This window comes from Oligella sp. HMSC09E12 (assembly GCF_001808505.1).
GTDB lineage: Bacteria > Pseudomonadota > Gammaproteobacteria > Burkholderiales > Burkholderiaceae_B > Oligella > Oligella urethralis.
This window is the reverse complement of the sequence record NZ_KV793564.1, coordinates 1-24,858: the sequence shown is the minus strand read 5'-3', so window position 1 is coordinate 24,858 and position 24,858 is coordinate 1. Positions and strand designations below refer to the sequence as shown.

Below are 24,858 nucleotides of genomic sequence, written 5' to 3'. Positions count from 1 at the left end.
CCCTACTCGATTGCTTATTTTCTAGCCGCTCTGATGTCTACTAATTGTATGACAAAGCTATGGTCGGTTCTTGAGCAGCACTAACACCGCACCTGCACCGCCAATGTGTTCCGGGGCAGGGATATAGGCAGTGACTGCGGTTAAGTCGCGCAGCCAACGCCGTACCGCATCCTTGAGTACCGGTTGATTATTTTTGGAGCCGTAGCCTTGGCCATGAATGACACAAACACAGCGCACGCTATGCTCTATACAGCTCTGCATAAAGCGGTCAAAGCGTTCGGCCGCCTCATCGAGATTGGCACCGTGCAGGTCAAGCGTAGCTTCCACCGGCCATTGAACACGTTGCAGCTTTTTAATCACATCGGCGCCATCGGCATGACGTAAAAAAATCCCTTCATCCTGTTGCGCCACCTGTTTGACAAAGCGTGCCACCTCACCGCTGGCAGCGGCCTGTGCATGTGCGGGCAGGTGTGACGCTGCCGCTGTTGATCTACGCTCGGGTGCGATGATTTCCTTGCCTTCGGCTTGCGCACGTTTTTGATTAAAAAGCGCTCGTTCTCGCGTGCTGCTGATAGGTGGCTGCGCCTCAATGCGATTGCTTGCTTCCAGTCGCTTGGTGCCGCGAATGGAAGCAAGAAAAAGCTTGCGATCCTCATCTGTCACCGCCATTGTCAATCGCTGCTGTTTTTTTTCGGCGGCTGCGACGGCTTTTTGTTGGGCGATGCGCTCCTTGCTCAGTTGCTTACTAAGCTTTTTTAAGTCCTGTAATGAGCCTTTAAGATTTGTTTTCACCTTGTGTATCCAACCAACGCTGTGCATCCAGGGCTGCCATGCAGCCAGTAGCGGCACTTGTGATAGCTTGTCTGTAGATATTATCCGCCACATCCCCAGCAGCAAAAACACCTGGCACTGAGGTCATGGTAAGTAGCTGTGGATTGGTTTTATTAATAATAAAACCGCCGTCCATCGCTAATTGTCCTTCAAAAATATCGGTATTGGGATGATGGCCAATCGAAATAAAAACACCGCTCACGGACAGTTCCTGAGTCTCGCCGCTTTGGGTATTTTTTAAGCGGACACCTGTCACGCCGTCGTTTTTATTACCCAGAACCTCGTCAAGGGTATGGAACAGGGCTAATTTAATATTGCCATTTTCCACTTTATCCATTAACTTATCTAACAAAATAGCTTCGGCACGGAACTGGTCACGACGATGCACGAGTGTGACATTAGCGCAGATATTGGATAGATAAAGTGCTTCTTCAACGGCTGTATTACCACCGCCTACCACAATCACATCCTGATCGCGATAGAAGAAACCATCGCAGGTAGCGCATGCGGATACACCTTGACCCATGTAGGCTTGCTCGCTCTCAAGGCCAAGGTACTTGGCAGATGCACCGGTGGCAACAATTAGACTGTCACAGCTATACTCGTTGCCCATGTTGGAGTAAAGTTTAAATGGACGATTAGATAGCTCAACCCGATCAATCTGGTCAAATACGATCTGGGTGTTAAAGCGCTCGGCGTGCTTAAGAAAGCGGCTCATTAACTCAGGGCCGGTCACGCCATCCCAATCGGCTGGCCAGTTGTCCACATCGGTGGTAGTCATTAATTGACCGCCTTGAGCATGGCCTGTAATTAACAGGGGTTGCAGATTGGCTCGGGCGGCATAAACGGCGGCTGTGTAGCCTGCCGGACCAGAACCTAGGATAATTACCTTGGCATGATTATCATTTTTCATCATTAATATCACTAAACTTAATTTTTACAAAAATCATTGTAAGTCCAATTATAATATATGGCTATGGCTAAAACTTCTAAAACCCCTTACATTGGTCGCGGTAAGCGTAATATCCGCCTGCGATCGCCTGAGCAAGTATTGATGAACTCACGCTTTATGATGATGTTGCGTGAGGCGCGTTGGGTACTGTATTTGATTGCTGCGGTATCCTTGGCAGTGATGTTATTTACTTGGCATGCCACCGACCCGGGCTGGGTCAGTACCTCTGGCAGTGATGAGATTCAAAATGCTTTTGGTGCCTTTGGTGCTTATTTTTCAAGTATTTTACTGTACTTATTAGGCTTTTCTGCCTGGTGGCTAGTCGTGCTGTGCTTACAACGTCTGTTCGTGGGCTACAAAACCTTGATGCGCCGTTACGCTAATTTAGATCCAGAGCAGGTTTTGCCAAGCTTAAAATGGCATGTACCGATTGGCTTTATTATGCTTTTATTAGGCTCCATCGGTTTAGAAAGTACTCAGTTGCAAAGTGTTGGTGAGCAGCTACCAGGGCATGCTGGTGGTGTATTAGGGGCTCTATTCTCGGGGCTGTTAATTCGTAATATTGGCAGTGCGCCGGCGCTATTTGCGATGGCGGCGATGTTCTTTTTTGGTTTTAGTTGGTTTTTTAATTTTTCTTGGCTTAATCTGGCGGAGCGATTGGGTAGCACGATTGCCGGTCTATTTACTAAGTTTGATCGACTACGTGCCGAACGCATTGATCGCCGTATTGGTGAAGCGGCACAAGAGGAGATGGATGAGCAAATCACGGCACACAAGGAGCAGTTGCCACCAGCCGATCGCCCATTGAAAATTGAACCACCGATCAAAGCCTTTCCGATCTCTTCTAAGGCGATTGAAGCAAAGCAGGCCAAGCTGTTTGATAATCATGCAGTCGCTGTATCGGAGCCAGAACCTACTGCAAGTGACGCTGGCGCTAGTAGAGGTATGACCGTAGCGCCAACTAAGGCTGCTAAAGCCCCTAGTAAAGCCACACCGAGTTATGCAGCTAGCGGTGATCTACCCGGCTTAGAGCTACTCGATCCAGCAACAGAGTTTGTGGAGCCGGTAGGCGAGGATACCATCGAGTATAACTCACGCTTGATTGAGAAGAAGCTGAGTGACTTTAATGTCAAGGTTGAAGTGGTTGCTGCTCAGGCAGGTCCGGTGATTACGCGCTATGAAATTGAGCCCGCTTCCGGGGTCAAGGGCGTACAAATTGTCAATTTGAGTAAGGACTTAGCACGCGCTTTGAGTATGGTGCGTTTGCGTGTGGTTGAGACGATTCCGGGTAAAAACCTGATGGGGATTGAGTTACCTAATCCGCGTCGCCAAATTGTACGGCTAGCAGAGATTATCGGTTCAGAGGCCTATGAAAAAAGTAAATCACTGCTGACCGTAGCCTTGGGTAAGGACATTGCGGGTAATCCCATTGTCGCAGATTTAGCTAAAATGCCGCATTTGCTGGTTGCGGGTACCACTGGCTCTGGTAAATCCGTTGGTATTAACGCAATGATCTTGTCCTTATTGTATAAAGCCGATCCCTCGGAGGTGCGCTTGATTCTAATTGACCCCAAAATGCTCGAAATGAGTGTTTATGAGGGCATTGGGCATTTATTAGCACCTGTTGTGACGGATATGCGCCAAGCAAGTAATGCACTTAATTGGTGTGTGGGCGAGATGGAAAAGCGCTATAAGCTGATGAGTAAAATGGGTGTCCGTAATATCGCTGGCTATAACAGCAAGATTAAGGAAGCCGAGGCGCGCGGTGAAACCATTGATAATCCATTCAGCTTGACACCAGATTCACCTGAGCCTTTAAAGACGCTACCCATGATCGTGGTGATCATTGATGAGTTAGCTGATTTAATGATGGTGCAGGGTAAAAAGATTGAGGAGTTGATAGCTCGTTTAGCCCAAAAGGCGCGCGCTGCCGGTATTCACTTGATTCTGGCGACTCAGCGTCCTAGTGTGGATGTGATTACCGGTCTGATTAAGGCCAATATCCCGACGCGTATTGCCTTCCAGGTGTCATCTAAGGTTGATTCACGGACCATTTTGGATCAGATGGGTGCTGAATCGCTGTTGGGGATGGGTGATATGCTCTATATGCCCCCCGGCTCTGGTCTACCACAACGAGTACATGGTGCCTTTGTGTCGGATGATGAAGTACATCGCGTGGTTGAGTACCTCAAGGAGCAAGGTGAGCCGGATTATGTAGATGGCGTGTTAGAGGGTGGCGTGGCTGGTGAGACTGGTGACGGTCTAGGTAGTGTGACGGGTTTTGCCGATAGTGAATCGGATCCGCTCTACGATCAGGCGGTCGATATTGTCTTACGTACGCGCCGCGCTTCGATTTCCTCGGTGCAACGTCAGTTACGTATTGGTTATAACCGTGCTGCCCGTTTATTGGAACAAATGGAGCAAGCGGGTATTGTGTCAGCGATGGGTGCCAATAATAGCCGTGAGATTTTAGTACCGGCTAATACGGGTGCCGATGAGGATGCTGAGGCTTAATTACGCTTAGTTACTAATACTTCCATTGCGCTGCCGCATATCCTGTTAAAAACAAGCTTTGTTCATGCTTTCCTAAAGGGTTTTTAAATGAATAAATTACAGAAATTAAGCCTATCACTGACCGTGTTTTTAGCCTTGGGTAGTGGTACGGCAATGGCCCAGTTCACAGTGAACCCAGACACTTTTCAGGAAGGGGCCGGACAGGCGGTGGATTTAGGTGAGATCCAATTTACTAAAATCCCCGACGTCAAAAACACAACCCAAACGGATGCTAAGCAGCAGCTAAGGGATTTTGTGAAAAATATCAAATCCGCCACGGGGCAATTTGCTCAACAAGGCGGTGGTTCCAATGCTCAAAAAACACAGTCTGGTACCTTCAGTTTTGAGCGTCCCGGCAAGTTTGTATGGCATGTGAGCAAGCCTTATGAACAGAAGGTGATTTCCGATGGTCAGCGGGTGTATCAATATGACCCGGATTTGGCGCAAGTCACCGTACGCAATATCAAAGATTCGGTGGGTGCCTCACCAGCCTCAATTCTTTTTGGTAATAGTAACTTAGACGATAATTTTAGCGTTGAGGTGTTGCCTGAACGTGATGGTATGGTCTGGTTGAGAGCAACGCCTAAGGTAGCCGATCAGGGCATGGCTTTTATGGATATTGCTTTTGCCAATAACTTACCGGCCGAATTACGTATTCGTGATTCCTTTGGTCAAACAACGACGATCAAACTTAGAAATTTCAAAGCCAACGCTCGCATCCCGGCGAGTGAGTTTACATTTAAAGCGCCCGCCGGTGTGGACGTGGTTAATATGTGATTGATACGAGAAGGCATTGTCTGAATTATTAAGTCAAGCATATTCTAATTTGCATGCACCTTTAGCCGAACAAATGCGCCCGACCACCTTAAATGAAGTCGTCGGGCAGCAGCATTTATTGGGTGAGGGCAAGCCTTTGCGTGTTGCTTTTGAAGCGGGCCGCCCGCACTCCATGATATTTTGGGGGCCGCCTGGCGTGGGTAAAACCACCTTAGCTCGTTTAATGGCTAATGGCTTTGATGCGCAGTTTATTGCCATTTCTGCCGTATTGGGCGGGGTGAAGGATATACGTGATGCGGTCGACCAAGCAAAAATAGCCCAGAGTCAAGGTCGCAAAACTATCCTCTTTGTGGATGAGGTGCACCGCTTTAATAAGGCGCAGCAGGATGCCTTTTTGCCTTATGTGGAAAGTGGTCTTTTCACTTTTATTGGTGCCACCACTGAAAATCCCTCCTTTGAGGTGAATTCGGCCTTATTGTCTAGAGCGCGGGTTTATGTATTAGAGTCCATCAGCGAAGCCGACCTACAGCAATTGCTAGATCGTGCGTTGAAGCTGTATAACCAGCGTCTTCAAAGCACAGCAGATGAGCTTGGTGTCGAGGCTAAGCTTATCCAGATCGATGAAGTGGCTGCCGAGCAATTGGTGGCATGGGCCGACGGTGATGCACGCCGTCTCATTAATGTGCTTGAGGTGGTATTAGAATCGGCGGAAAGCGCTCACATCACAGAAATTAATGAATCCTATTTAGAGCAGTCCTTACCTAATAATTTGCGTCGTTTCGATAAGGGTGGGGATGCCTTTTACGACCAAATAAGTGCACTACATAAATCAGTGCGTGGTTCCGATCCGGATGCCGCTCTTTATTGGCTCTGTCGCATGCTGGATGGGGGTGCCGATGCACGTTATTTGTCACGACGCATTATTCGTATGGCGTGGGAGGATATTGGTTTAGCGGATCCGCGTGCCTTACAAATTTGTAATGATGCGGCCACGACCTATGAGCGCTTGGGTAGCCCAGAGGGTGAGTTGGCGCTAGCGGAGGCGGTGATTTATCTGGCTGTTGCGGCTAAGAGTAATGCCGCCTATATGGCCTATAATCGCGCCAAAGCCTTTGTGCAAAAGGATAAAAGTCGCCCGGTACCAGTCCATCTACGTAATGCACCAACTAAGCTGATGAAGGAGTTGGGCCATGGCAAGGCTTATCGTTATGCGCATGATGAGCCGCATGGCTATGCAGCGGCTGAGCAGTACCTGCCGGATGGCATGGCCAAACCGTCCTGGTATCAACCGGTTGAGCGTGGTTTGGAAATACGTATTGGTGAAAAAATGGCTTTTTTGCGTGATTTAGATCGTCAACACAAAGCTGCTAAATCAAAGAAATAAAGCGCTTTGGCAACTGTTCTTGCGCACAGTTTGGGCAATCTTTTGTAAAATTAATATTTCGCTAGAAACGATTTTTACTGCGCTGATTTGGCGCATTAAGTTTATGATTAATCTTCGCAATCCTAATTTTTTATCATTGGCTGCACTGTGTTTATTGACAGCCTGTTCAAGTACGAAGCAGCTTGGCAGCATTGATCACGGTGTACGTAAGCAAGTACCGCGGCTAGCTTTTAATCCGGCTGATATCCGTCAGGGTAGTAATTATACACAGTTGGTGGGACGTGCTTTTATCAGTGATTATAAAAACTACGGTGAGCGTACAGGGGCTTTGATTGATGTGATTTTAAATCCAGTTTCTGCGAGCAGCACCCAGTGGTTTGAGGAGGTTTGCCGTCGTGGTAATGTGCTGAGCGGCCCAGTGAGTGAGGCTTATCGTTCACGTATTCGCACGGTTAAGACGAATCAATACGGGCAGTTTGTGTTTACCGATGTGCCGCGGGGCGACTACTATTTGTCTGCCAGGATGTACTGGTTAGATACCAAACCCTTTACGGGACCGGTGCAATACGGCGGTTTAGTCGCTAAAAAAATTAGTTTGAGAGACTCGATTGAGACCATTGATTTACATGATAAGGATCGCTGCCAAGCGTATTATCATTAATTGAAAAATGCTTAGTAAAACCATGATACACAAAATTCATTTTGCTTTTGTTGCCTTTCTTGTATAATCCAACTAAGTTCAAGTAAAGTTTTAGATTCACCGTCTAAATCATTGAAATTTAAATAATTTTTTACATTTTCAAATTAATTTAAAGCCTCAAAGAGGATCCATCTATGCAATACAAACGCGCATTAAAATTTGCCACCTTATCTGCCGTCGTCCTAGCTTTATCTGCTTGTGAGACCTTTGCTTTTAAATCCAATGAAGCGGCAGATGCTGATCAGAAAGCGGTGGCGGCTAAAACGCCCCAAGCTGCTCCAGTGTCACCTGTGATCGCTAAGCGCCAGGGCACGAATGAGTTAGCAATTTACGTAGGTAGTAAGAATGCTAAAAAATCAGCCAAGGAGCAATCACTTAAGGTGGGTGATACGCAATACTACACTAGCGGTATTGTGCTAAAGCGTGATGATATCCAAAATGCTTTTGTTGCTAAAACACTATCGGATGAACCGGCCTTAGCCCTACGTCTAAAGCCTGATTCAATTGCTAAACTTAGCAAAGCTCGTAAGGGCTATAGCCATATCTTAGCGAGTATTAATGGCAATGTGATTTCTACTGTTGAGGGTGCCAATAGCAATCTGATGGACAGCGTGTTATTGATGCCAATGCCTACGCTGGTGAGCGCACGTGATGCGGCTGATTTAATCCGCTAATTGTCGCTACTGCCTAATTAGTCTAAAATTCATTAACAGTTTAGGATGTAGTATCCTAAACTGTTAATATTTTATACATTGTTTTATTATTGATCACTTGAGTTCTCACTCTATATGATGTAACTTTAAAATGTTTTGGTAGCGCTGCAGGCATATCAGCGGATCAAATTTTTTTAATAAATTAAGAGGAACTACGATTATGAAATTATCTCGCAAGTTAGCATTGGCGGTTTTACCAGTGGCTTTCGCCTTAGCTGGCTGCCAAACTACTGGTACGACCACAGCGCAAGCTGATGCAGCACAAACAGTACAAGCTGAGTCAGCATTACAGGTTTACCAAGCTTCTGTGACGCCAGTTCAAGGTTTCCGTCCTGTACAAATTAGCGAGCAGCAAACGATTTATGTGTCAGCTACTCCTGTATTCACAGCGGCAGAGGTTACTTCGCATGACATCGTTGCTGACCAAAATAATAATATCTACATCGCGCTTAATGTTAACGACAAGGCTAAAGCAGCTTTAGATGCAGTACCTGATAACCGTGGTTATGCAATTGCTGCCATCAACCGTGCTAGCAACCAGACAGAGGCCGTTTCTTTCAGCGGTATCCGTCAATCAGCTAACCTATTCTTATTCCGTGTTAGCAATGAAGGCGTTGCTTCTGCGGTAGTTGATTCAGTGTGGCCACAAACTAATCAAGCTGCTAAGTAATTAGCTCGCAATTAAGTGCAAAAGCCCGGTTTCAAACCGGGCTTTTGTCATTGTGGGGATGTATTAGTTGCTATCGGCAGCTTCGCATTGCTGTTTGAACTGCTCCATCATCGCTTGGCGAGAGAGTAACTGATCGCTAGGGGCACTTTTGATGCTTTCCGTAATTTGTGAGAACATCTCAATATCATCCTGCGTAAATTCATCTAAACCGGCTAGGTACTGCGTGATGGCTTCGGTCGATTTACCCTCTATATGCATATCATAAATCACACCGATAGTCTCAGCTGCTTTGCTGCAACTGGTCTTACTCGCCTTTGTGTCATCACTGCTAGCGGTTGCCCCGAAAGCCTCCTCTGGGCTAATTTCTTGAGGTGTGGTTGCAGTCACTGGGGGAGGAGCGGCTGGAAGCACGAGTTCCTCCTGTGGAGGAATTTGCTGTTCAGCATCACCAAAGAGTGATTTATCGACGGCGAACCAAACTAGGAATCCAATGGCGGCAATGACCAACAAAAGGATTAGAAAATTAATAATGGACTTCATGAACTATCCTGTGAACTATACTTATAATGGTTGAAAATACGTCTATAAAGCTAAATTGATTATAAAATAGGCGTCTAGCAAAAGGAATAGGAGTGAATAAATATCATTCCTTTACTAGGACAAGGTTGATCATGATTAATTCCACTACCTTAAGAATAAATCACGTGTCGAGCATTTCTTTAGTTAAAAAAATCGTCGCAACTTTTTTTATCTTGCTGTTGTTGTCAGTGCTGAACCATGCCCATGCCTTAGCGCGGGTGCAAAGCGATCCTAATCAGGGCGAGCCATTAATCTCTTTAGAAGAGGCAAATCAACGTTGTGAAGTGATTTTAGCCATTTTTAATCTAGAAAAGTTGCAGGGGCAGATTAATGTGATTGAGTTAAGTGCTATCGTACGCTCTCTGCGAGACGAAGCGAAGTTGCCGCCCAAGTTCTTGAGCAAAAAAGAGGCGCGTCGCTTAGGCTGGGAGCCGGGTAGAGCCTTTAATGATGTTGCCCAGTTACGTGGCAGAGCCTTGGGTGGTGATCATTTTGGTAATTATGAAAAGCGCTTACCCGCTGCTAGGTATTATGAGGCGGATTTGGATTATTTGGGTACAAAGCGTAATATGAAGCGTCTAGTCTATGAAAATGCGGATCATATGTTTGTCACCATTGATCATTATGAAAGTTTTGAGCGGGTCCCAGCATGTCATTAAGTCTATCCAAAAAGCAGCAACGCCGCTATAATGCACGCCAATTAAAAAAGTGGCAGCGTAAAAATAGGCTGATGCCTGCTACTTCTGATAAATGCATTAAGACGCCCCATATTATTCAGCTTGATGGGATTCAATCGCTTGAGGACTTCTACCGACGTTTAGCTGCGATCGTGCAGCTACCTGCGCATTGTGCCATGAATCTGGACGCATTATATGATGTGTTGACGGGGGAGATTAGCGAGCACATTGTTTTTCGCTGGACTGCGATGGCGCAGGATGTGGCAAGGAGTCCTGCGAAGTTAAGCGGCTTGAGTGATATGCTAAGGGATCTACCTCAAGCCGCAGAAAATATCCGTTTTGAGCCTTAGTTATAGGGGGTGTTGAGGCTAAAACGACCAGCGCCAATGAGCATAATGCAGATGGCCGCTGCCAAAAACATATACTCTAAGCCGATCACCGAGCCGCCGCTACTATTGAGGGCAGTCAAGCGCGATGCATGCACAAAAATAATTGCAATACTCATACTAAAGGCAATGATCCCGGCTGCCACGCGTGTATATAAGCCAACGATGAGCATCAACGGTGCAATCACTTCACTGATGTACACGCCATAAGCTAAAAATGGGGGTAAACCGTGCGCGTTAAGCGTGTGTGGAATATGCCCTAAGCCATATTTAACCTTATGAAAGCCATAAAGTAAAAGCAACACCCCTAAGGTGAGGCGTAGAATGAGTTTTCCTAAATCATAAGCCATTTTTGATAATTCCCTCTTTTACTTCCTAAAACAAAGCACAATGATCATAAACAAGAAGAGGACCTGGGTGGTCCTCTTGCTCGTAATTACAACAAATTAGTATTATTCGATGTCGGTTTTTTTAGCCACACTTTGAATTTTAGACTCAATTAGCCCCTCAGGTACTCTGGTCTCACCCTGGGCATCGGCCGCCGCCAAGGTTGCCATATTGATGATGCGGCGTGTGGTGGTGCTAGTCGTCAGCACGTGGATGGCTTTATTTGTGCCTAAGAGCACGGGACCCAGCACAATACCACCACTGGTCATTTTTAAGAGATTGTAGGTGATGTTGCCCGCATCTAGATTTGGCATGACGAGGACATTGGCCTGACCGCTTAAGCTGCTACTTGGTAAGGAGCTTTTACGAATTTTTTCGGAGAGTGCGGCATCGGCATGCATTTCACCATCCATCTCCAAGTCCGGCGCAATTTCCGCCAGAATTTCTCGGGCCTTGGCCATTTTAATAGACGAGGCAGTACGACGATTACCAAAATTCGAATGTGAAACTAAGGCTATTTTAGGTACCATACCGAAGCGTTTGACCTTTTCTGCGGCCATCAGCGCAATTTCTGCAATTTGCTCGGCCGTGGGATCCTCATTGATATGGGTATCGCAGAGGAAAAGTGTGTAGTCCGAGCTGAAAATCACATTCATCGCAGCCATGGTGCCGCTTTTTAGTGAGGAGCCTGTGATATCACGGATATAATCGACCTGATTGTTGAAAGAGGCATTGACACCGCAAATCATGGCATCACCATAGCCTAACTCGATCATCAGTGCACCAATGATGGTATTGTGCTTACGTACCATCGCTTTGGCGACATCCGGCGTGACTCCGCGACGAGCCATCAATTGATGATAATGCGGCCAGACCTCGTTAAAGCGCTCATCATGCTCCGGGTCAACCACCTCTAGATCGGGGTGGCTTAAATAGCGTAGCCCCAATTTTTTGGAGCGCATTTGAATCACTTCAGGGCGACCAATTAAAATAGGCTTGGCGATTTTTTCATCTAGCACCGTCTGCACAGCACGTAACACACGCTCATCCTCACCGTCAGCAAAAATCACTCGCTGCTGTTGATTTTTTGCCAGCTTCAACAGCGGACGCATTAACTGGCTGGATTGATAAACAAAGGCATTGAGGCGAGCTTTATAGGCTTCCATATCCTGAATCGGACGAGTCGCCACACCGCAATCCATGGCTGCTTGTGCCACCGCTGGCGCAATGGTAATAATCAGGCGTGGATCAAAGGGCTTGGGAATAATATACTCGGGGCCGAAGTTTAAGTCCTCACCCGCATAGGCACTGGCTACCTCTTCATTCGTCTCAATTTGGGCTAATTCGGCAATGGCGTGTACGCAAGCCATTTTCATCTCTTCGGTGATGCAGGTTGCACCTACGTCCAGGGCGCCACGGAAGATAAAGGGGAAGCACAGTACATTATTCACTTGATTTGGATAGTCTGAACGGCCAGTGGCGATAATGCAGTCCGGACGTGCTTCCTTGGCCTCTTCAGGCGTAATTTCAGGATCGGGGTTAGCTAAGGCTAGGATTAATGGTTGCTCAGCCATGGATTTAACCATATGCTGAGTGAGAACCCCCTTGGTTGAGCAACCCAGGAAGATATCCGCACCGGCGATAGCATCGCCGAGGGTGCGCAGCTCGGTGACTTGTGCGTAGCGAGCCTTATTTTCCTCAAGATTTTCCTCGCGTCCCTCATAAATGACGCCGCGTGAATCGCAAACATAGATATTTTCTTTGTTAAGACCGAGACTGACTAATAAATCCAAACACGCAATAGCCGCAGCGCCAGCGCCGGAACAAATGAGTTTTACTTGATCAATGGCTTTATTAACAAGTTTTAGGCCGTTAATAATCGCAGCTGCAGAGATAATCGCAGTGCCGTGCTGATCGTCGTGGAACACGGGGATATTAACGCGTTGACGTAAGGCTTTTTCAATATAAAAGCACTCTGGCGCCTTAATATCTTCCAGATTGATGCCGCCCAAGGTCGGTTCTAGTGCAGCGATAATATCGACTAATTTCTCCGGGTCTTTTTCATTAAGCTCAATATCAAAAACATCAATCCCGGCAAATTTTTTGAATAAACCGCCTTTACCCTCCATCACAGGTTTTGCCGCTAGCGGGCCAATATTACCCAAACCGAGAACGGCTGTACCGTTAGTTACCACGCCCACCAGATTGGCACGGGAGGTAAAGCGGGCGGCGGCCTGTTCGCCGTCATTAAAAATCGCCATACACGCAGACGCGACGCCAGGGGAATAGGCTAGTGATAAATCATCCTGATTGGCGAGTGGCTTGGTTGGGGTGACGGAAATTTTACCTGGACGGGGAAACTCGTGATAGTCCAAAGCCATTTGACTTAGTTTGTTTTTCTCAACCATAAAATGCTCTCCAACAGAACTGATAAATTTAAAAAAGTAAACGATGCAATTTTTTTTGCTTAGCCAAGTATTTTAAATGCTAAGGCGTTTTTCTAGTATAGGGGAAAACTTAAAGCGCATGATCATCGGTAAAAAAGTTTAAGAAACTGCTCCAACCATCTATCAAAAATTTACTTGAGTAAAAAGTTGTTTTTTTACTGGCATTGATGCTATAGAACTTATGGAAAACACTGAGAGAGGCGGGTTTTATAAAGGTTCTGAGTGCTATTTATAAGACAGAAGTGCTAGACTAGTTTATACTGATGTGAAGTATATTGGGGTGATGGGTTCTATCCCCTTACTTTTGCTTTTTGTACAGGTAGTCTTTAGGGACCCTTGCTATCCGCCTATCGGTGAAGGCCGTACGCGGAAGGTTACTTCACAATCTGCATCCTTTTCGGTGAAACACTTAAAACGGTGAGGCATAATGTCAACTTTTTTAGAGAAAAATATTTCTTCCTACCTTTTCGGCAGTAATGCCGCTTATGTAGAGGAGCTTTACGAGGCTTATTTGGCAAATCCAAATAGCGTCGAAGAGTATTGGCGAGATTACTTCGATCAGTTACAGGATCAGCCTGCGACAGATGGTAAGGCAGAGACTCGCGATCAAAACCATTCCTCTGTGATTGCATCCTTTGTTCAACGCGCCCGGGAAAATCGTCTTGCCGTGAAGGCAGACAGCCAGCTTAGTATGGAGATGGCGGGTAAGCAGCTTAAGGTGCAGCAGTTAATCGCAGCCTACCGTTCATTAGGTTTGCGCTATGCACAGTTAGACCCCTTAAAGCGAACTGAGCGGCCAGAGATTCCTGAGTTGGATCCAGCATTTTACGGTTTAACTGAAGCCGATTTAGACGAAACCTTCTCTGCGACCAATACCTATTTCACTAAAAACGAGCACATGACCTTACGCGAGCTGATCGAAGCGCTGCGTAATACCTACTGTCGTAGCGTTGGTGTGGAGTATATGCATATCTCCGATCCTAAGGCTAAGCGTTGGATTCAGGAGCGGGTTGAGTCATCGCAGTCTAGTGCCTTGTTGACCGATGCCGAGAAAAAGCGCATCTTGCAGCAATTAACCGAGGCTGAGGGTCTGGAGCGTTATTTGCATACTCGTTATGTGGGGCAAAAGCGTTTCTCTCTTGAAGGCGGCGAGAGCTTTATCTCGGCCATGGATGAACTGGTTAACCATGCCAGTAGTCACGGCACGCAAGATGTGGTTGTCGGGATGGCGCACCGTGGTCGCTTAAATATGTTAGTTAACATCATGGGTAAGATGCCCGGTGATTTATTTGCTGAGTTTGAGGGCAAGCAGGACGGTGCTTTAACTGACGGTGACGTTAAGTATCACAGCGGTTTCTCTAGCGATATTGACGCCAAGGGCGGTCCGATTCACTTGACCCTAGCCTTTAACCCGTCACACTTAGAAATTGTTAATCCGGTGGTTCAGGGTAGTGCCCGTGCCCGTCAAGAGCGTCGCAACGGTAATACTCAGCAAGTGTTGCCAGTATTAGTGCACGGTGATGCCGCCTTTGCCGGTCAGGGGGTGGTGCAAGAGACGCTGAATATGTCTCAAACCCGTGGTTACTCTGTGGGTGGTACCATTCACGTCGTGATTAATAACCAGATCGGTTTTACCACCTCCGATCCGCGTGACTCACGCTCTACACTGTATTGTACCGACGTTGTCAAAATGATTGAGGCGCCGGTATTCCACGTTAATGCCGACGATCCTGAAGCGGTGACCTTTGCCACTCGTTTGGCGGTGGATTATCGTCAGGAGTTTGGTCATGACGTGGTGATTGATATTATTTGTTTCCGTAAATTAGGTCATAATGAGCAGGATACCCCATCCTTGACTCAGCCTTTGATGTATAAAACAATCGCTAAGCACCCAGGTACGCGTCAGCTGTATGCGGATAAGCTATTAAAGCAGGGCGTACTCGAAGAGGGCGAGTCTGAGGAGATGGTTAAGGCCTATCGTCAGGTGATGGAAGAGGGTAATCGCACCGTTGAGCCGGTCTTAACTGACTACCAGCGTAAGTATGCGATTGACTGGACGCCTTTCCTAACTGCAAAATGGACCGACCATGCAGAGACAGCCCTCCCGATTTCTGAATTGCAGCGCTTAGGTCAAGCGATTACAACCATTCCTGAGACCTTTACGCCACACCAGTTAGTTAAGCGCTTGCTTAACGATCGTCGTGCCATGGCCAATGGTGAGATGAATTTAGACTGGGGTATGGGTGAGCACTTAGCTTTTGCCAGCCTTTTATCTAACGGTTATCCAATCCGTATTACCGGTCAGGATTCAGGTCGCGGTACTTTCGTGCACCGACATGCGGTATTCCATGATCAGAGTCGTGAGCGTTGGGATGAGGGTACCTATATCCCCTTACAGAACTTAGCTGAGGATCAGCCTAAATTTACCGTGATTGACTCTGTTTTATCCGAGGAAGCGGTACTAGGTTTTGAGTATGGTTATGCATGTTCTGAGCCAAATACCTTAACCGTTTGGGAGGCGCAGTTCGGTGACTTCGTCAACGGTGCGCAAGTCGTGATTGACCAGTTTATTACCTCTGGTGAGGCCAAATGGGGTCGTCATTGTGGCTTAACAATGATGCTGCCACATGGCTATGAAGGTCAAGGACCGGAGCACTCCTCAGCACGTATTGAGCGCTTCTTGCAGCTATGTGCCGATCATAATATTCAATGTGCACAGCCGACCAATGCCGCGCAGATTTTCCACTTGCTGCGTCGTCAGATGATCCGCAAGTTCCGTAAGCCTTTAGTGATTTTTACGCCTAAGTCTTTACTACGCAATAAGGATGCTACATCACCGCTCAGCGATTTTGCTGAAGGTGAGTTTAAGCTCATTATTGGTGAGAGCAATCCTGACATTATTAAAGACAAGGTCAATCGTGTCTTAGTTTGCTCAGGGCGTGTTTACTACGATTTAGTGAATCAGCGCACTGAGCGTGAGGCGAATGATGTGGCCATTGTTCGGGTTGAGCAATTGTATCCATTCGCGCACAAGGAATTTGAGGCTGAATTACAGCAATACCCTAATGCCAAAGAAATTGTTTGGGTTCAGGATGAACCACAAAACCAAGGTCCTTGGTTCTATATCCAACATCATATTTATCAAAATATGTCTGCGGGTCAGAAGTTGGGCTATGCTGGTCGTGCCGCTTCTGCTTCACCGGCAGTGGGTTATTTAGCCTTACACAATGAGCAATTAAAATCATTATTGGAGCAGGCATTCAGTCCGCGCCTTCGTGGTTTTACCTTAACTAAGTAGTACCTGGACGCAGGCCCCTTAAGGCGTATTAAGCGCAAGGGCCTGTGAGGGATTTAAAGATTTTTTAAAGCGTAATACTCATTTATTCATTACGAACAAGTTTAAAGGAACAAAATTATGTCAATCGTTGAAGTGAAAGTACCTCAGTTTTCAGAGTCCGTATCCGAGGGTACCTTATTAGAGTGGAACAAGCAGGTTGGTGAGGCCGTGTCTCAGGACGAGACCTTAATTGAGATTGAAACCGACAAGGTAATTATGGAAGTGCCATGTCCGGCTGACGGTGTTTTGGTTGAAATCATTGTCCAAGGTGGTGAAAACGTCGAATCCGAGCAATTACTTGCCAAAATTGATACCGCTGCCAAAGCAACTGCCGCAGAGCCTGCCGCTGCCGCTGAATCAGCACCTGCTGCCGCCGCCGCACCTGCCGCTGCTGCTACCAAGGGTGATGTAGCATCGCCTGCTGCTGCTAAAATTTTATCTGAAAAGGGCTTAGACGCTTCCGCTGTTAGCGGTACTGGTAAAGATGGTCGGGTGACCAAAGCAGATGCACAGGCTGCGCAAGCAACGGCCGCAACAGCTGCTCCTGTACAAATTGGTCAGGCCCTTGATGGTCGTCCTGAGCAGCGTGTACCAATGACTCGTTTACGTGCCCGCGTTGCTGAGCGTTTACTACAGTCACAGCAGGAAAATGCGATTTTAACCACGTTCAACGAAGTCAATATGAAGCCCGTGATGGATCTTCGTGCGAAATTCAAGGAGCAATTTGAAAAAGAGCACGGCGTGAGACTTGGCTTTATGTCTTTCTTCATTAAAGCAGCTGTGGCAGCACTTAAAAAGTACCCACTACTTAATGCCTCTATCGACGGTAACGATATTGTTTACCACGGTTACTTTGATATTGGTATCGCTGTTAGCTCACCGCGCGGTCTCGTAGTACCTATTTTGCGTAATGCCGACCAGTTGTCATTGGCTGAAATCGAAAAAACCATTGCCGAGTTTGGTGCCAAGGCGCGCGAGGGTCGCCTCAGCATTGAGGAATTGACCGGTGGTACTTTCTCAATCTCTAATGGCGGCGTCTTTGGTTCTATGATGTCTACGCCGATTATTAACCCACCGCAGTCCGCAATTTTAGGTGTACATGCAACCAAAGAGCGTCCAGTGGTTGAAAACGGTGAAATCGTTATTCGTCCAATGAACTACTTGGCACTTTCTTATGACCATCGTCTAATTGACGGTCGCGATGCAGTGCTTGGCTTGGTGGCAATGAAAGAAGCACTAGAAGAGCCTGCTCGTTTATTGTTAGACCTCTAAGCTAGCATCATTGAATCATTAACGCCCCGCATAAAAGGATATGTTCGGGGCGTTATCAGTTAAATCGAATTGGAAGAGTTATGAGTAAAGAGTTTGATGTAGTAGTTATTGGTGCAGGTCCTGGTGGTTATATTGCAGCCATTCGTGCGGCACAGCTAGGTAAATCGGTGGCATGTATTGATGCATGGGTTGATGCTGATGGCAAGCCCACCCCTGGCGGCACATGCACTAACGTGGGTTGTATTCCTTCTAAGGCTTTATTACAGTCTTCAGAGTACTATGAGCATGCCAAGCATGGCTTTAAAGAGCATGGAATTGAGCTTAGCTCGGTTAAGCTTAAAATCGATCAGTTCTTAGGTCGTAAAAATGAAGTCGTACAGCAAAATAACGATGGAATCCTGTTTTTATTCAGAAAGAATAAGGTTCAGTTTTACTCTGGTAAAGCGTCTTTTGACGGCAAAGCGGATAATGGTCGCTACAACATTCTAATCGATGGTAAGGATAAAGGCAGTGTTAGTGCTGAGCATGTGATTATTGCTACAGGCTCTGAACCTCGTGCTTTACCAGGTCTTGAGTTTGATGAAGAGCTGATTTTATCTAATACCGGCGCTTTAGCGATTCCTGCCGTACCTAAGCGTCTAGGCGTGATCGGTGCTGGTGTGATTGGCCTGGAGTTGGGCAGTGTTTGGCGTCGATTAGGTGCTGAAGTTACCGTACTTGAAGCCATGCCGAAGTTTTTATCAGTAGCGGATGAGGGTGTTGCTAAGGAAGCGGCTAAGCTATACGCTAAGCAGGGTCTCAAAATTGAGGTTGGGGTCAAGGTTGGCGATATCAAAACCTCTGCTAAAAAGGTCACGATTAAGTATGACAATGCCAAGGGTGAAGAGCAGACCTTGGAAGTCGATAAGCTGATTGTGTCGATTGGACGTGTGCCTACTACCGCCGGCTTAAATCTTGAGTCCATTGGCCTAATGACCAATGAACGTGGGTTTATTGAGGTTGATGAGCATTGCCATACCGAGCTTGAAAATGTCTGGGCTGTGGGTGATGTGGTGCGTGGTCCGATGCTTGCGCATAAAGCGGAGGAAGAGGGCGTGGCCGTAGCTGAGCGTATTGCGGGTCAGCATGGTTCGGTTAATTATGATCTGATTCCTAATGTGATTTACACCTCGCCAGAAATCTCTTGGATTGGAAAAACTGAGCAACAGCTTAAGGAAGAGGGTAAAAAGTACAAAGCGGGTCAATTCCCCTTTATGGCTAATGGCCGTGCCCGTGCTTTAGGTGACACCAATGGTTTTGTTAAAGTCTTGGCTTGCGCCGAAACGGACGAGGTCTTAGGGGTGCATATTATTGGCCCGATGGCTTCCGAGCTGATTGCTGAGGCAGTAGCGATTATGGAGTTTAAAGGCGCTGCCGAGGATATCGGACGGATTTGTCACGCTCACCCGACCTTGTCTGAATCATTAAAAGAAGCGGCCTTAGCGGTTGATAAGCGTAGCTTAAACTTCTAATTCATCGTGTCCGAGGGAGAGCGGCTTAAGCGCTGATGTCTCTTATAGACAATGTGTCATAAGTGCCCTATATTAAGTGAGCTTGATTAGGGCACTTTTTATTTTTTAAATCACATTATGAACGTCATTCATCATTATCGTAAGGCCTTGGCTGACAAGAATTATGTGGCCGATGCGGCGCAGGAAAAAGCCATTATGCGGCTGCAGGATTTGTTCGAGGAGTTGATCGACTTTAAGGATCAGCGTAGCGGTTTTTTTAAGCGTATGCTTAATCGCCCGGCCGTACCTAAGGGCGTTTATATGTGGGGTGGTGTAGGTCGAGGCAAAAGCTTCTTGATGGATTCTTTTTATAATTACCTACCTTATAAACGCAAAGTACGCATTCATTTTCATGAGTTTATGCGTAGTATCCATCAGCAAATGCAAAGCATTCGTGGTACTGAGGATCCCTTAGATGTGGTGGCCAAGCAAACCGCTGAAAAGTACCGCCTGATTTGCTTTGATGAGTTTCACGTGTCGGATATTGCGGATGCGATGATATTGCACCGCTTGCTGGAAAAGCTCTTTGAGTACGGCTGCACCTTTGTGATGACCTCCAACTATGAGCCCTCCGAGTTATATCCGGACGGTCTGCATCGTGAGCGATTGCTACCTGCGATAGATTTAATTAAGCGAAAAATGGATGTGCTCAATGTCGATGCTGGCATTGATTATCGTCGTCGTACCTTGGAGCAGGTACCGCTGTATTATCAACCCCTCAACCCTGAAAATCGTCAGGCAATGGAGAGTTTATATAAGCAACTTAGTGGTGCTGAATTGAAAGTTGAACTATTGACGGTAGAAAATCGACCGTTACAAGCCTTGGGAGTAGCGGGTTCGGTGGCGTGGTTTGACTTTAAAACCTTGTGTATGGATAATCGTTCACAAAATGACTACCTCGAATTGGCTAAGCGTTTTGAGACGATTTTTCTTTCCGATGTGCCTAAAATGAGCGCTGCCCAAGCCTCACCGGCGCGTCGTTTTACTTGGTTGATTGATGTGCTGTATGACTATAAGGTAAAGCTGGTAATGAGTGCGGAAGTGCAGCCAGCCGAACTGTATACCGAGGGTGTATTATCGAATGAGTTTTTCCGTACTGAGTCGCGCATTACGGAAATGCAGTCTAAAGAGTATATGCAGCAAGCGCGTCGAGACTACGTAAACCTTTAAATGTAAATTAATTGATGGAGTATGTTGCCAATGAATGCTAAGCAAGGGCAAAGCAAAATTCAACGTGTCTTAACTGGTGTGACCACCACGGGCACGCCTCACCTAGGTAATTACGCCGGTGCGATTCGTCCGGCAATTGAAATGAGCAATCAGCCAGACGTGGATGCGTTTTTCTTTTTGGCAGATTACCATGCTTTAATTAAAGCGGATGATGCTGCGCGTGTTGAGCGCTCGCGTTTAGAAATTGCTGCCACTTGGCTAGCCGCCGGTTTAGATACGGAGCGAGTCACGTTTTACCGGCAGTCGGATATTCCCGAGATACCGGAGCTATCATGGGTCCTAACCTGCTCTACGCCAAAGGGGCTGATGAATCGTGCCCATGCATATAAAGCCAGTGTGGATGCGAATAACGCCGCCGGGGTTGAGCCGGATGATGGTGTTACTATGGGTTTATATTCCTACCCAATTTTGATGGCGGCAGATATTTTGATGTTTAATGCGCATAAGGTACCGGTGGGTGCCGATCAGGTGCAGCATTTGGAAATGGCACGTGATATTGCGCAACGCTTTAACTACCACTATGGTAACGGTCGTGATTTTTTTGTCTTGCCTGAAGCGCAGGTGGCTGAGGGTGTGGCAACCTTGCCGGGGCTTGATGGGCGTAAGATGTCCAAGAGCTATAACAATATCATTCCGCTCTTTGCAGGCGATGCTAAACAGTTGCGCCAAGCGATTGCTCAAATCAAAACCGACAGCAAGTTGCCCGGTGAACCCAAGGATCCGGATAGTTCCAATCTCTTTATGATTTATAAAGCCTTTGTTGAACCTTCTAAGGCGCAAGCCTTTGCGGCAGAATTACGTGATGGCTTAGCCTGGGGCGATGCTAAAAAAATGCTGGCTGATGAGTTAGAAGGCATGATTGCGCCAATGCGTGAGCGTTATGTGGAATTGATGGCTAAACCTGAACGCATCGAGGAGATTTTATTAGACGGTGCGGCTAAAGCGAGAAAAATTGCGCAGCCCTTGATGGCAGAGATTCGACAGGCAGTGGGTTTGCGCCGCTTTCATGCCGTAAAAACGGCTGATACAGCACAGGAAAAGGCTGCAAGCAGTAAAAAATCGTCTAAGATGCCTCGCTTTATCAGCTTTAAAGATGATACTGGGCAGTTTATGTTCCGCATGCTCAGTGCAGAGGGTGAGGAGTTATTACGCTCAGTCTCATTGCCTAATCCCCAAGTGGCCGGTCAAGAAATCCGCACCTTACAAAATACGTCTGAATCCATTCAGTTTGAATTAGTGGATGGACTGTATCAGCTATCACTAAATGATCAGTTAGTGGCCTTTGCGGTTGATGCTAAGGGGCTTGGTGCAGAGGCTTGGAAAGCGAAGTTCTTAAGTGAATTGGCTTTGTTTAAGCAAGATTAATTTTTTAACGAGGTAGTATGGGGAAGCCGCATCCAGCACTCACGTATCAAGCGACTTGGTTTGCATTTAAGGAAATGCTGCCGGTGGCTGCGTTTGTGGCCATTTTTGGCTTAGCCTTTGGTTTGGCTGCAGTACAGACCGGTCTGGATGGTCTCAGCACGGTGTTGATGAGTGCTGCGGTGTTTGCGGGCGCTTCACAATTTGCGACTCTTGAGCTTTGGGGTGAGCATGTGCCCTTAGTGCCTCTGATTGCCACGGTCTTCTTTATTAATGCGCGGCATATTTTGATGGGCGCTTCAGTTTATCCTTGGTTCAAGGATATCCCCCTGCGGCAGCGCTATCAGTATTTACTCGTTATTTCCGATGCGAATTGGGCCAAGGCCATGATTAAATATAATCATGGCAAGTCCGGCTTGGCTGATATTGTCGGCGGCGGTTTGGCGCTTTGGTTGATGTGGGTAGTGGGTACTTGGCTGGGGCTGTATTTCGGCTATTTAATTCAAAATCCGCGCGCCCTAGGCTTGGATATGGTGATGTATTGCTTTCTTTTAACCATGGTGCTTAGCGGGCCTAAGGATTTGCGTATTGTGATTATCTGGTTGGTATCAGCGCTAGTGGCTGTCTTAGCCTATTGGTATTTACCAGAAAATATGCATGTGGTCGTTGGTGCTTTAGCCGGTGGTTTAGTGGGACTCTTTTGGAAAGAGAGGGCAGCAACATGAATTGGGCTATTAGTACCGAATATCCTCTGCTGATTGTGTTAGTCATGGCAGTGGCTACGCTGATGACTCGTTTAGGCGGCGTATTTATTATGCAGTTTGTGCCGATTAGTGATGCGGTCAGACGTTTTATTGGTGCGATGTCCGGTTCAGTGCTGGTGGCTGTATTAGCCCCAGTGGCTGTGGAGGGTGATGTAGGTGCCCAGTTGGCAATGCTGACGACACTGGTGTTGATTTTGTTGTTTAGACGCCCGCTACTCGCCATCACCGCGGGTTTTATGATGGCGGCCTTGAGTCGTTATTTACTCACTTAATATTGTCCAAAGGCTTTGTAATAATTTGCTTGCATGGTAGCAACAACTCAGTCATCACTGTCTTACGTTAATGGCTAGCATAATCTGCCAACAGGTCTAGGGCAGAGGATGGTAGCGGGGTGAGTGAGATTTGGGTGGTCCAAGGTGCATTAACATTGTCTTAAGCTTTTTGATAATTGCTCACGCTTTATCTAGCGCTGATGGTCTATAGTGAAAACTCACATAAGCAAAAGGAGCAATATGATGAATAAAGATATTTTAGAAGGTAAGTGGGAACAGCTTAAGGGTAAGGTTAAGGCGAAGTGGGGCGATTTAACGGATGATGATATTGCCGAGATCAAAGGTAATTCACAGTACCTAGCAGGTAAGTTACAAGAGCGTTATGGACGCACCAAGGAAGAAGCCGAAAAAGAAATTAATGCGTGGTTAGACGAGCACAAATAAGTCGCACTATCTAATTATTGATTACTCATTAAAGCAGCTTGGCGCTTATGGTCAAGCTGCTTTTGCGTGTATAGGCCTGGCTAATCTGTTATATACTTTAAGAAATTTTAAAAAAATAATGAGACAAGCCATGCTTAAAGATATTTCCCTTTCAGCCGTTATTGCTGGTCTGTTGGCAGTGATTATCGCCTACTGTGGACCACTGATTATTGTGTTTCAAGTGGCTACCTTGGCAGGTGTATCCACCGAGGATATGATGAGTTGGATTTGGGGGATTTCCTTTGGCGTGGGGATTAGTGGGCTGGTACTCAGCTATTTATCCAAAATGCCTATTATGACCGGCTGGTCAGTGCCCGGCACCGTGCTTTTGCTATCCTTATTTCCCACCTTGACGGTAGCAGAAATGGTCGGCGCACATATGCTGGCCGGTATGATGATTGTGATCATCGGTCTATCCGGACATTTTGATAGGCTGATGGCGTGGATTCCTCAGGGTGTAGCAGGTGGTATGTTGGCTGGTTTGTTATTCCAGTTCGGTGCAGCAGCCTTTAAAACCATTAGCGTATCCCCCGTGTTATTGATCTTGATGTTGTCGGTTTATCTTCTTGGTAAACGTTATTTTTCAAGATATAGCATTGTGGCGGTTTTTGTGGTTGGTTTAGTCTTTGTGATTGCTACCGGTCAGGTTCATACCGAGGCCTTTAATTTGCAATGGGTGATGCCTAAATTGATTGCGCCAGAATTTAGTATTTACAGTATTTTGAGTTTGTCTGTGCCTTTGGTTTTGGTGAGTTTAAGTGGTCAGTATCTGCCGGGGATGGCGATTCTAAAGGTGGATGGTTATCATCAAGTTAAATCGCGACCCATTATGGTGATGACCGGGGGTGTGTCGACCCTAGTGGCCTTAACTGGCTCAGCCAGTATTGTATTGGGGGCGATTAGTGCAGCCATTGCCACCGGACCTGATAGTCACCCGAACCCGGATAAGCGTTATATTGCGGGTATGAGTAATGGCTTGTTTTATATTGTTGGGGCCTTTTTGACCAGTGCTATTGTGACATTATTTGCTGTGTTTCCGGCAGAGTTGGTGGCGATTCTGGCTGGTCTCGCCCTTATGTCCTCAATTAATGCCAATATTGTGTTAGCGGTGGAGGATAGGGAAAATCGTGAAGCGGCGTTATTGACGTTTATGGCGACGGCTTCTGGCATGAGCTGGTTTGGGCTCGCTTCTGCCTTTTGGGGTATTGTGATCGGTATGTGTGCTGCTTTACTATTTAATCCAAAATTGCGTGGTGGGATCCGGTCTTTATTAAAGAAAGCCTAGGGGTGAGGAGTTAAAAACTTGCTAAGACAGGCTTTTTTAGGCATCACCACGTACGGTATAAAAGCCATATCATTTCACTAAGAGCTGTTTCAAAAAATGGGGTAGGTTCAAGTTCACTCGCCAGTAGGGCAAATGTAATTTCAAGAAAGTTTATAACTTTGCTTTATATTCATTAGCTTTTAGCGCTTAATTAAGGTATTGTTTATGTTAATTGAGGGTGTAAGGTATTTTGTGTAACTTGATTTTT

22 protein-coding genes are annotated in these 24,858 nt (G+C 46.6%); 17 read left to right on the top strand and 5 right to left on the bottom strand.

Annotated elements, in window-relative coordinates:
• Window positions 1-57 precede the first annotated feature (57 nt).
• On the bottom strand, window positions 58-792 hold the full coding sequence (locus tag HMPREF3179_RS04135) for a Smr/MutS family protein (protein WP_048766941.1): 735 nt from the start codon (window positions 790-792) through the stop codon (window positions 58-60).
• On the bottom strand, window positions 776-1,744 hold the full coding sequence (trxB, locus tag HMPREF3179_RS04130) for a thioredoxin-disulfide reductase (protein WP_070469816.1): 969 nt from the start codon (window positions 1,742-1,744) through the stop codon (window positions 776-778). Before trxB ends, HMPREF3179_RS04135 begins: the two co-directional genes overlap by 17 nt.
• A 63-nt stretch (window positions 1,745-1,807) precedes the next feature.
• Between trxB and HMPREF3179_RS04125 the strand changes: the two genes are divergently transcribed.
• The 6 genes from HMPREF3179_RS04125 (at window position 1,808) to HMPREF3179_RS04100 (ending at window position 8,580) form a co-directional block, all read left to right on the top strand.
• Window positions 1,808-4,297, top strand: a complete 2,490-nt coding sequence (locus HMPREF3179_RS04125; protein WP_141743439.1) for a DNA translocase FtsK — start codon at window positions 1,808-1,810, stop codon at window positions 4,295-4,297.
• An 87-nt stretch (window positions 4,298-4,384) separates the two neighbouring features.
• The gene (gene lolA / locus HMPREF3179_RS04120) at window positions 4,385-5,113 is read left to right on the top strand and encodes an outer membrane lipoprotein periplasmic chaperone LolA (protein ID WP_053087507.1); all 729 of its coding nucleotides are present in this window, start codon (window positions 4,385-4,387) and stop codon (window positions 5,111-5,113) included.
• Window positions 5,114-5,186: 73 nt separating this feature from the next.
• On the top strand, window positions 5,187-6,497 hold the full coding sequence (locus HMPREF3179_RS04115) for a replication-associated recombination protein A (protein ID WP_246824369.1): 1,311 nt from the start codon (window positions 5,187-5,189) through the stop codon (window positions 6,495-6,497).
• Between the two features lie 103 nt (window positions 6,498-6,600).
• A complete protein-coding gene (locus tag HMPREF3179_RS04110) occupies window positions 6,601-7,158 on the top strand; it encodes a carboxypeptidase regulatory-like domain-containing protein (protein ID WP_246824367.1) in 558 nt (185 codons plus the stop codon).
• 173 nt (window positions 7,159-7,331) lie between these two features.
• Entirely contained in the window at window positions 7,332-7,871 is a 540-nt protein-coding gene (locus tag HMPREF3179_RS04105) for a hypothetical protein (protein WP_018026729.1), read from the top strand.
• Window positions 7,872-8,070: 199 nt separating this feature from the next.
• Complete coding sequence (locus HMPREF3179_RS04100; RefSeq protein WP_018026730.1) at window positions 8,071-8,580, top strand: hypothetical protein; 510 nt, start codon at window positions 8,071-8,073, stop codon at window positions 8,578-8,580.
• A 63-nt stretch (window positions 8,581-8,643) separates the two neighbouring features.
• On the opposite strand, the gene HMPREF3179_RS04095 is transcribed toward HMPREF3179_RS04100, so the two are convergent.
• Window positions 8,644-9,120: a hypothetical protein gene (locus HMPREF3179_RS04095; protein WP_018026731.1), complete on the bottom strand. Its 477-nt coding sequence runs from the start codon at window positions 9,118-9,120 to the stop codon at window positions 8,644-8,646.
• A 131-nt stretch (window positions 9,121-9,251) separates the two neighbouring features.
• Here HMPREF3179_RS04095 and HMPREF3179_RS04090 point away from each other — a divergent pair, with 131 nt between their 5' ends.
• Together HMPREF3179_RS04090 and HMPREF3179_RS04085 are read left to right on the top strand one after the other, a co-directional pair.
• Complete coding sequence (locus tag HMPREF3179_RS04090; protein ID WP_070469812.1) at window positions 9,252-9,818, top strand: ribonuclease domain-containing protein; 567 nt, start codon at window positions 9,252-9,254, stop codon at window positions 9,816-9,818.
• Window positions 9,809-10,186 (top strand): barstar family protein, encoded by a 378-nt coding sequence (locus HMPREF3179_RS04085; RefSeq protein WP_070469811.1) that lies wholly within the window; start codon window positions 9,809-9,811, stop codon window positions 10,184-10,186. The genes HMPREF3179_RS04090 and HMPREF3179_RS04085 overlap by 10 nt, the downstream gene beginning before the upstream one ends.
• Here HMPREF3179_RS04085 and HMPREF3179_RS04080 read toward each other — a convergent pair.
• Both HMPREF3179_RS04080 and HMPREF3179_RS04075 read right to left on the bottom strand, forming a co-directional pair.
• On the bottom strand, window positions 10,183-10,572 hold the full coding sequence (locus HMPREF3179_RS04080) for a DoxX family protein (RefSeq protein WP_070469810.1): 390 nt from the start codon (window positions 10,570-10,572) through the stop codon (window positions 10,183-10,185). The two genes, HMPREF3179_RS04085 and HMPREF3179_RS04080, sit on opposite strands and share 4 nt — an antisense overlap.
• Window positions 10,573-10,674: 102 nt before the next feature.
• Window positions 10,675-13,017 (bottom strand): NADP-dependent malic enzyme, encoded by a 2,343-nt coding sequence (locus HMPREF3179_RS04075; protein WP_070469809.1) that lies wholly within the window; start codon window positions 13,015-13,017, stop codon window positions 10,675-10,677.
• Window positions 13,018-13,483: 466 nt separating this feature from the next.
• Here HMPREF3179_RS04075 and HMPREF3179_RS04070 point away from each other — a divergent pair, with 466 nt between their 5' ends.
• From HMPREF3179_RS04070 to HMPREF3179_RS04030, 9 genes are all read left to right on the top strand, one after another.
• Window positions 13,484-16,354, top strand: coding sequence for a 2-oxoglutarate dehydrogenase E1 component (locus HMPREF3179_RS04070; RefSeq protein WP_036558753.1), 2,871 nt, complete (start codon window positions 13,484-13,486; stop codon window positions 16,352-16,354).
• Between the two features lie 117 nt (window positions 16,355-16,471).
• A complete protein-coding gene (gene odhB / locus HMPREF3179_RS04065) occupies window positions 16,472-17,665 on the top strand; it encodes a 2-oxoglutarate dehydrogenase complex dihydrolipoyllysine-residue succinyltransferase (RefSeq protein WP_018026737.1) in 1,194 nt (397 codons plus the stop codon).
• Window positions 17,666-17,745: 80 nt separating this feature from the next.
• Entirely contained in the window at window positions 17,746-19,176 is a 1,431-nt protein-coding gene (gene lpdA / locus HMPREF3179_RS04060; RefSeq protein ID WP_018026738.1) for a dihydrolipoyl dehydrogenase, read from the top strand.
• A 117-nt stretch (window positions 19,177-19,293) separates the two neighbouring features.
• Complete coding sequence (gene zapE / locus HMPREF3179_RS04055; protein ID WP_018026739.1) at window positions 19,294-20,385, top strand: cell division protein ZapE; 1,092 nt, start codon at window positions 19,294-19,296, stop codon at window positions 20,383-20,385.
• A 30-nt stretch (window positions 20,386-20,415) separates the two neighbouring features.
• Window positions 20,416-21,810, top strand: coding sequence for a tryptophan--tRNA ligase (locus HMPREF3179_RS04050; RefSeq protein ID WP_036558748.1), 1,395 nt, complete (start codon window positions 20,416-20,418; stop codon window positions 21,808-21,810).
• Window positions 21,811-21,827: 17 nt separating this feature from the next.
• A complete protein-coding gene (locus tag HMPREF3179_RS04045; protein WP_036558745.1) occupies window positions 21,828-22,532 on the top strand; it encodes an AzlC family ABC transporter permease in 705 nt (234 codons plus the stop codon).
• Window positions 22,529-22,843 carry an AzlD family protein gene (locus HMPREF3179_RS04040; RefSeq protein WP_048766925.1) on the top strand — a complete coding sequence of 105 codons (315 nt, stop codon included), beginning with the start codon at window positions 22,529-22,531 and terminating at the stop codon, window positions 22,841-22,843. Before HMPREF3179_RS04045 ends, HMPREF3179_RS04040 begins: the two co-directional genes overlap by 4 nt.
• Window positions 22,844-23,086: 243 nt before the next feature.
• Complete coding sequence (locus tag HMPREF3179_RS04035; protein ID WP_018026743.1) at window positions 23,087-23,287, top strand: CsbD family protein; 201 nt, start codon at window positions 23,087-23,089, stop codon at window positions 23,285-23,287.
• Between the two features lie 118 nt (window positions 23,288-23,405).
• On the top strand, window positions 23,406-24,611 hold the full coding sequence (locus HMPREF3179_RS04030; RefSeq protein WP_070469808.1) for a benzoate/H(+) symporter BenE family transporter: 1,206 nt from the start codon (window positions 23,406-23,408) through the stop codon (window positions 24,609-24,611).
• The last annotated feature ends 247 nt before the right edge of the window (window positions 24,612-24,858 follow it).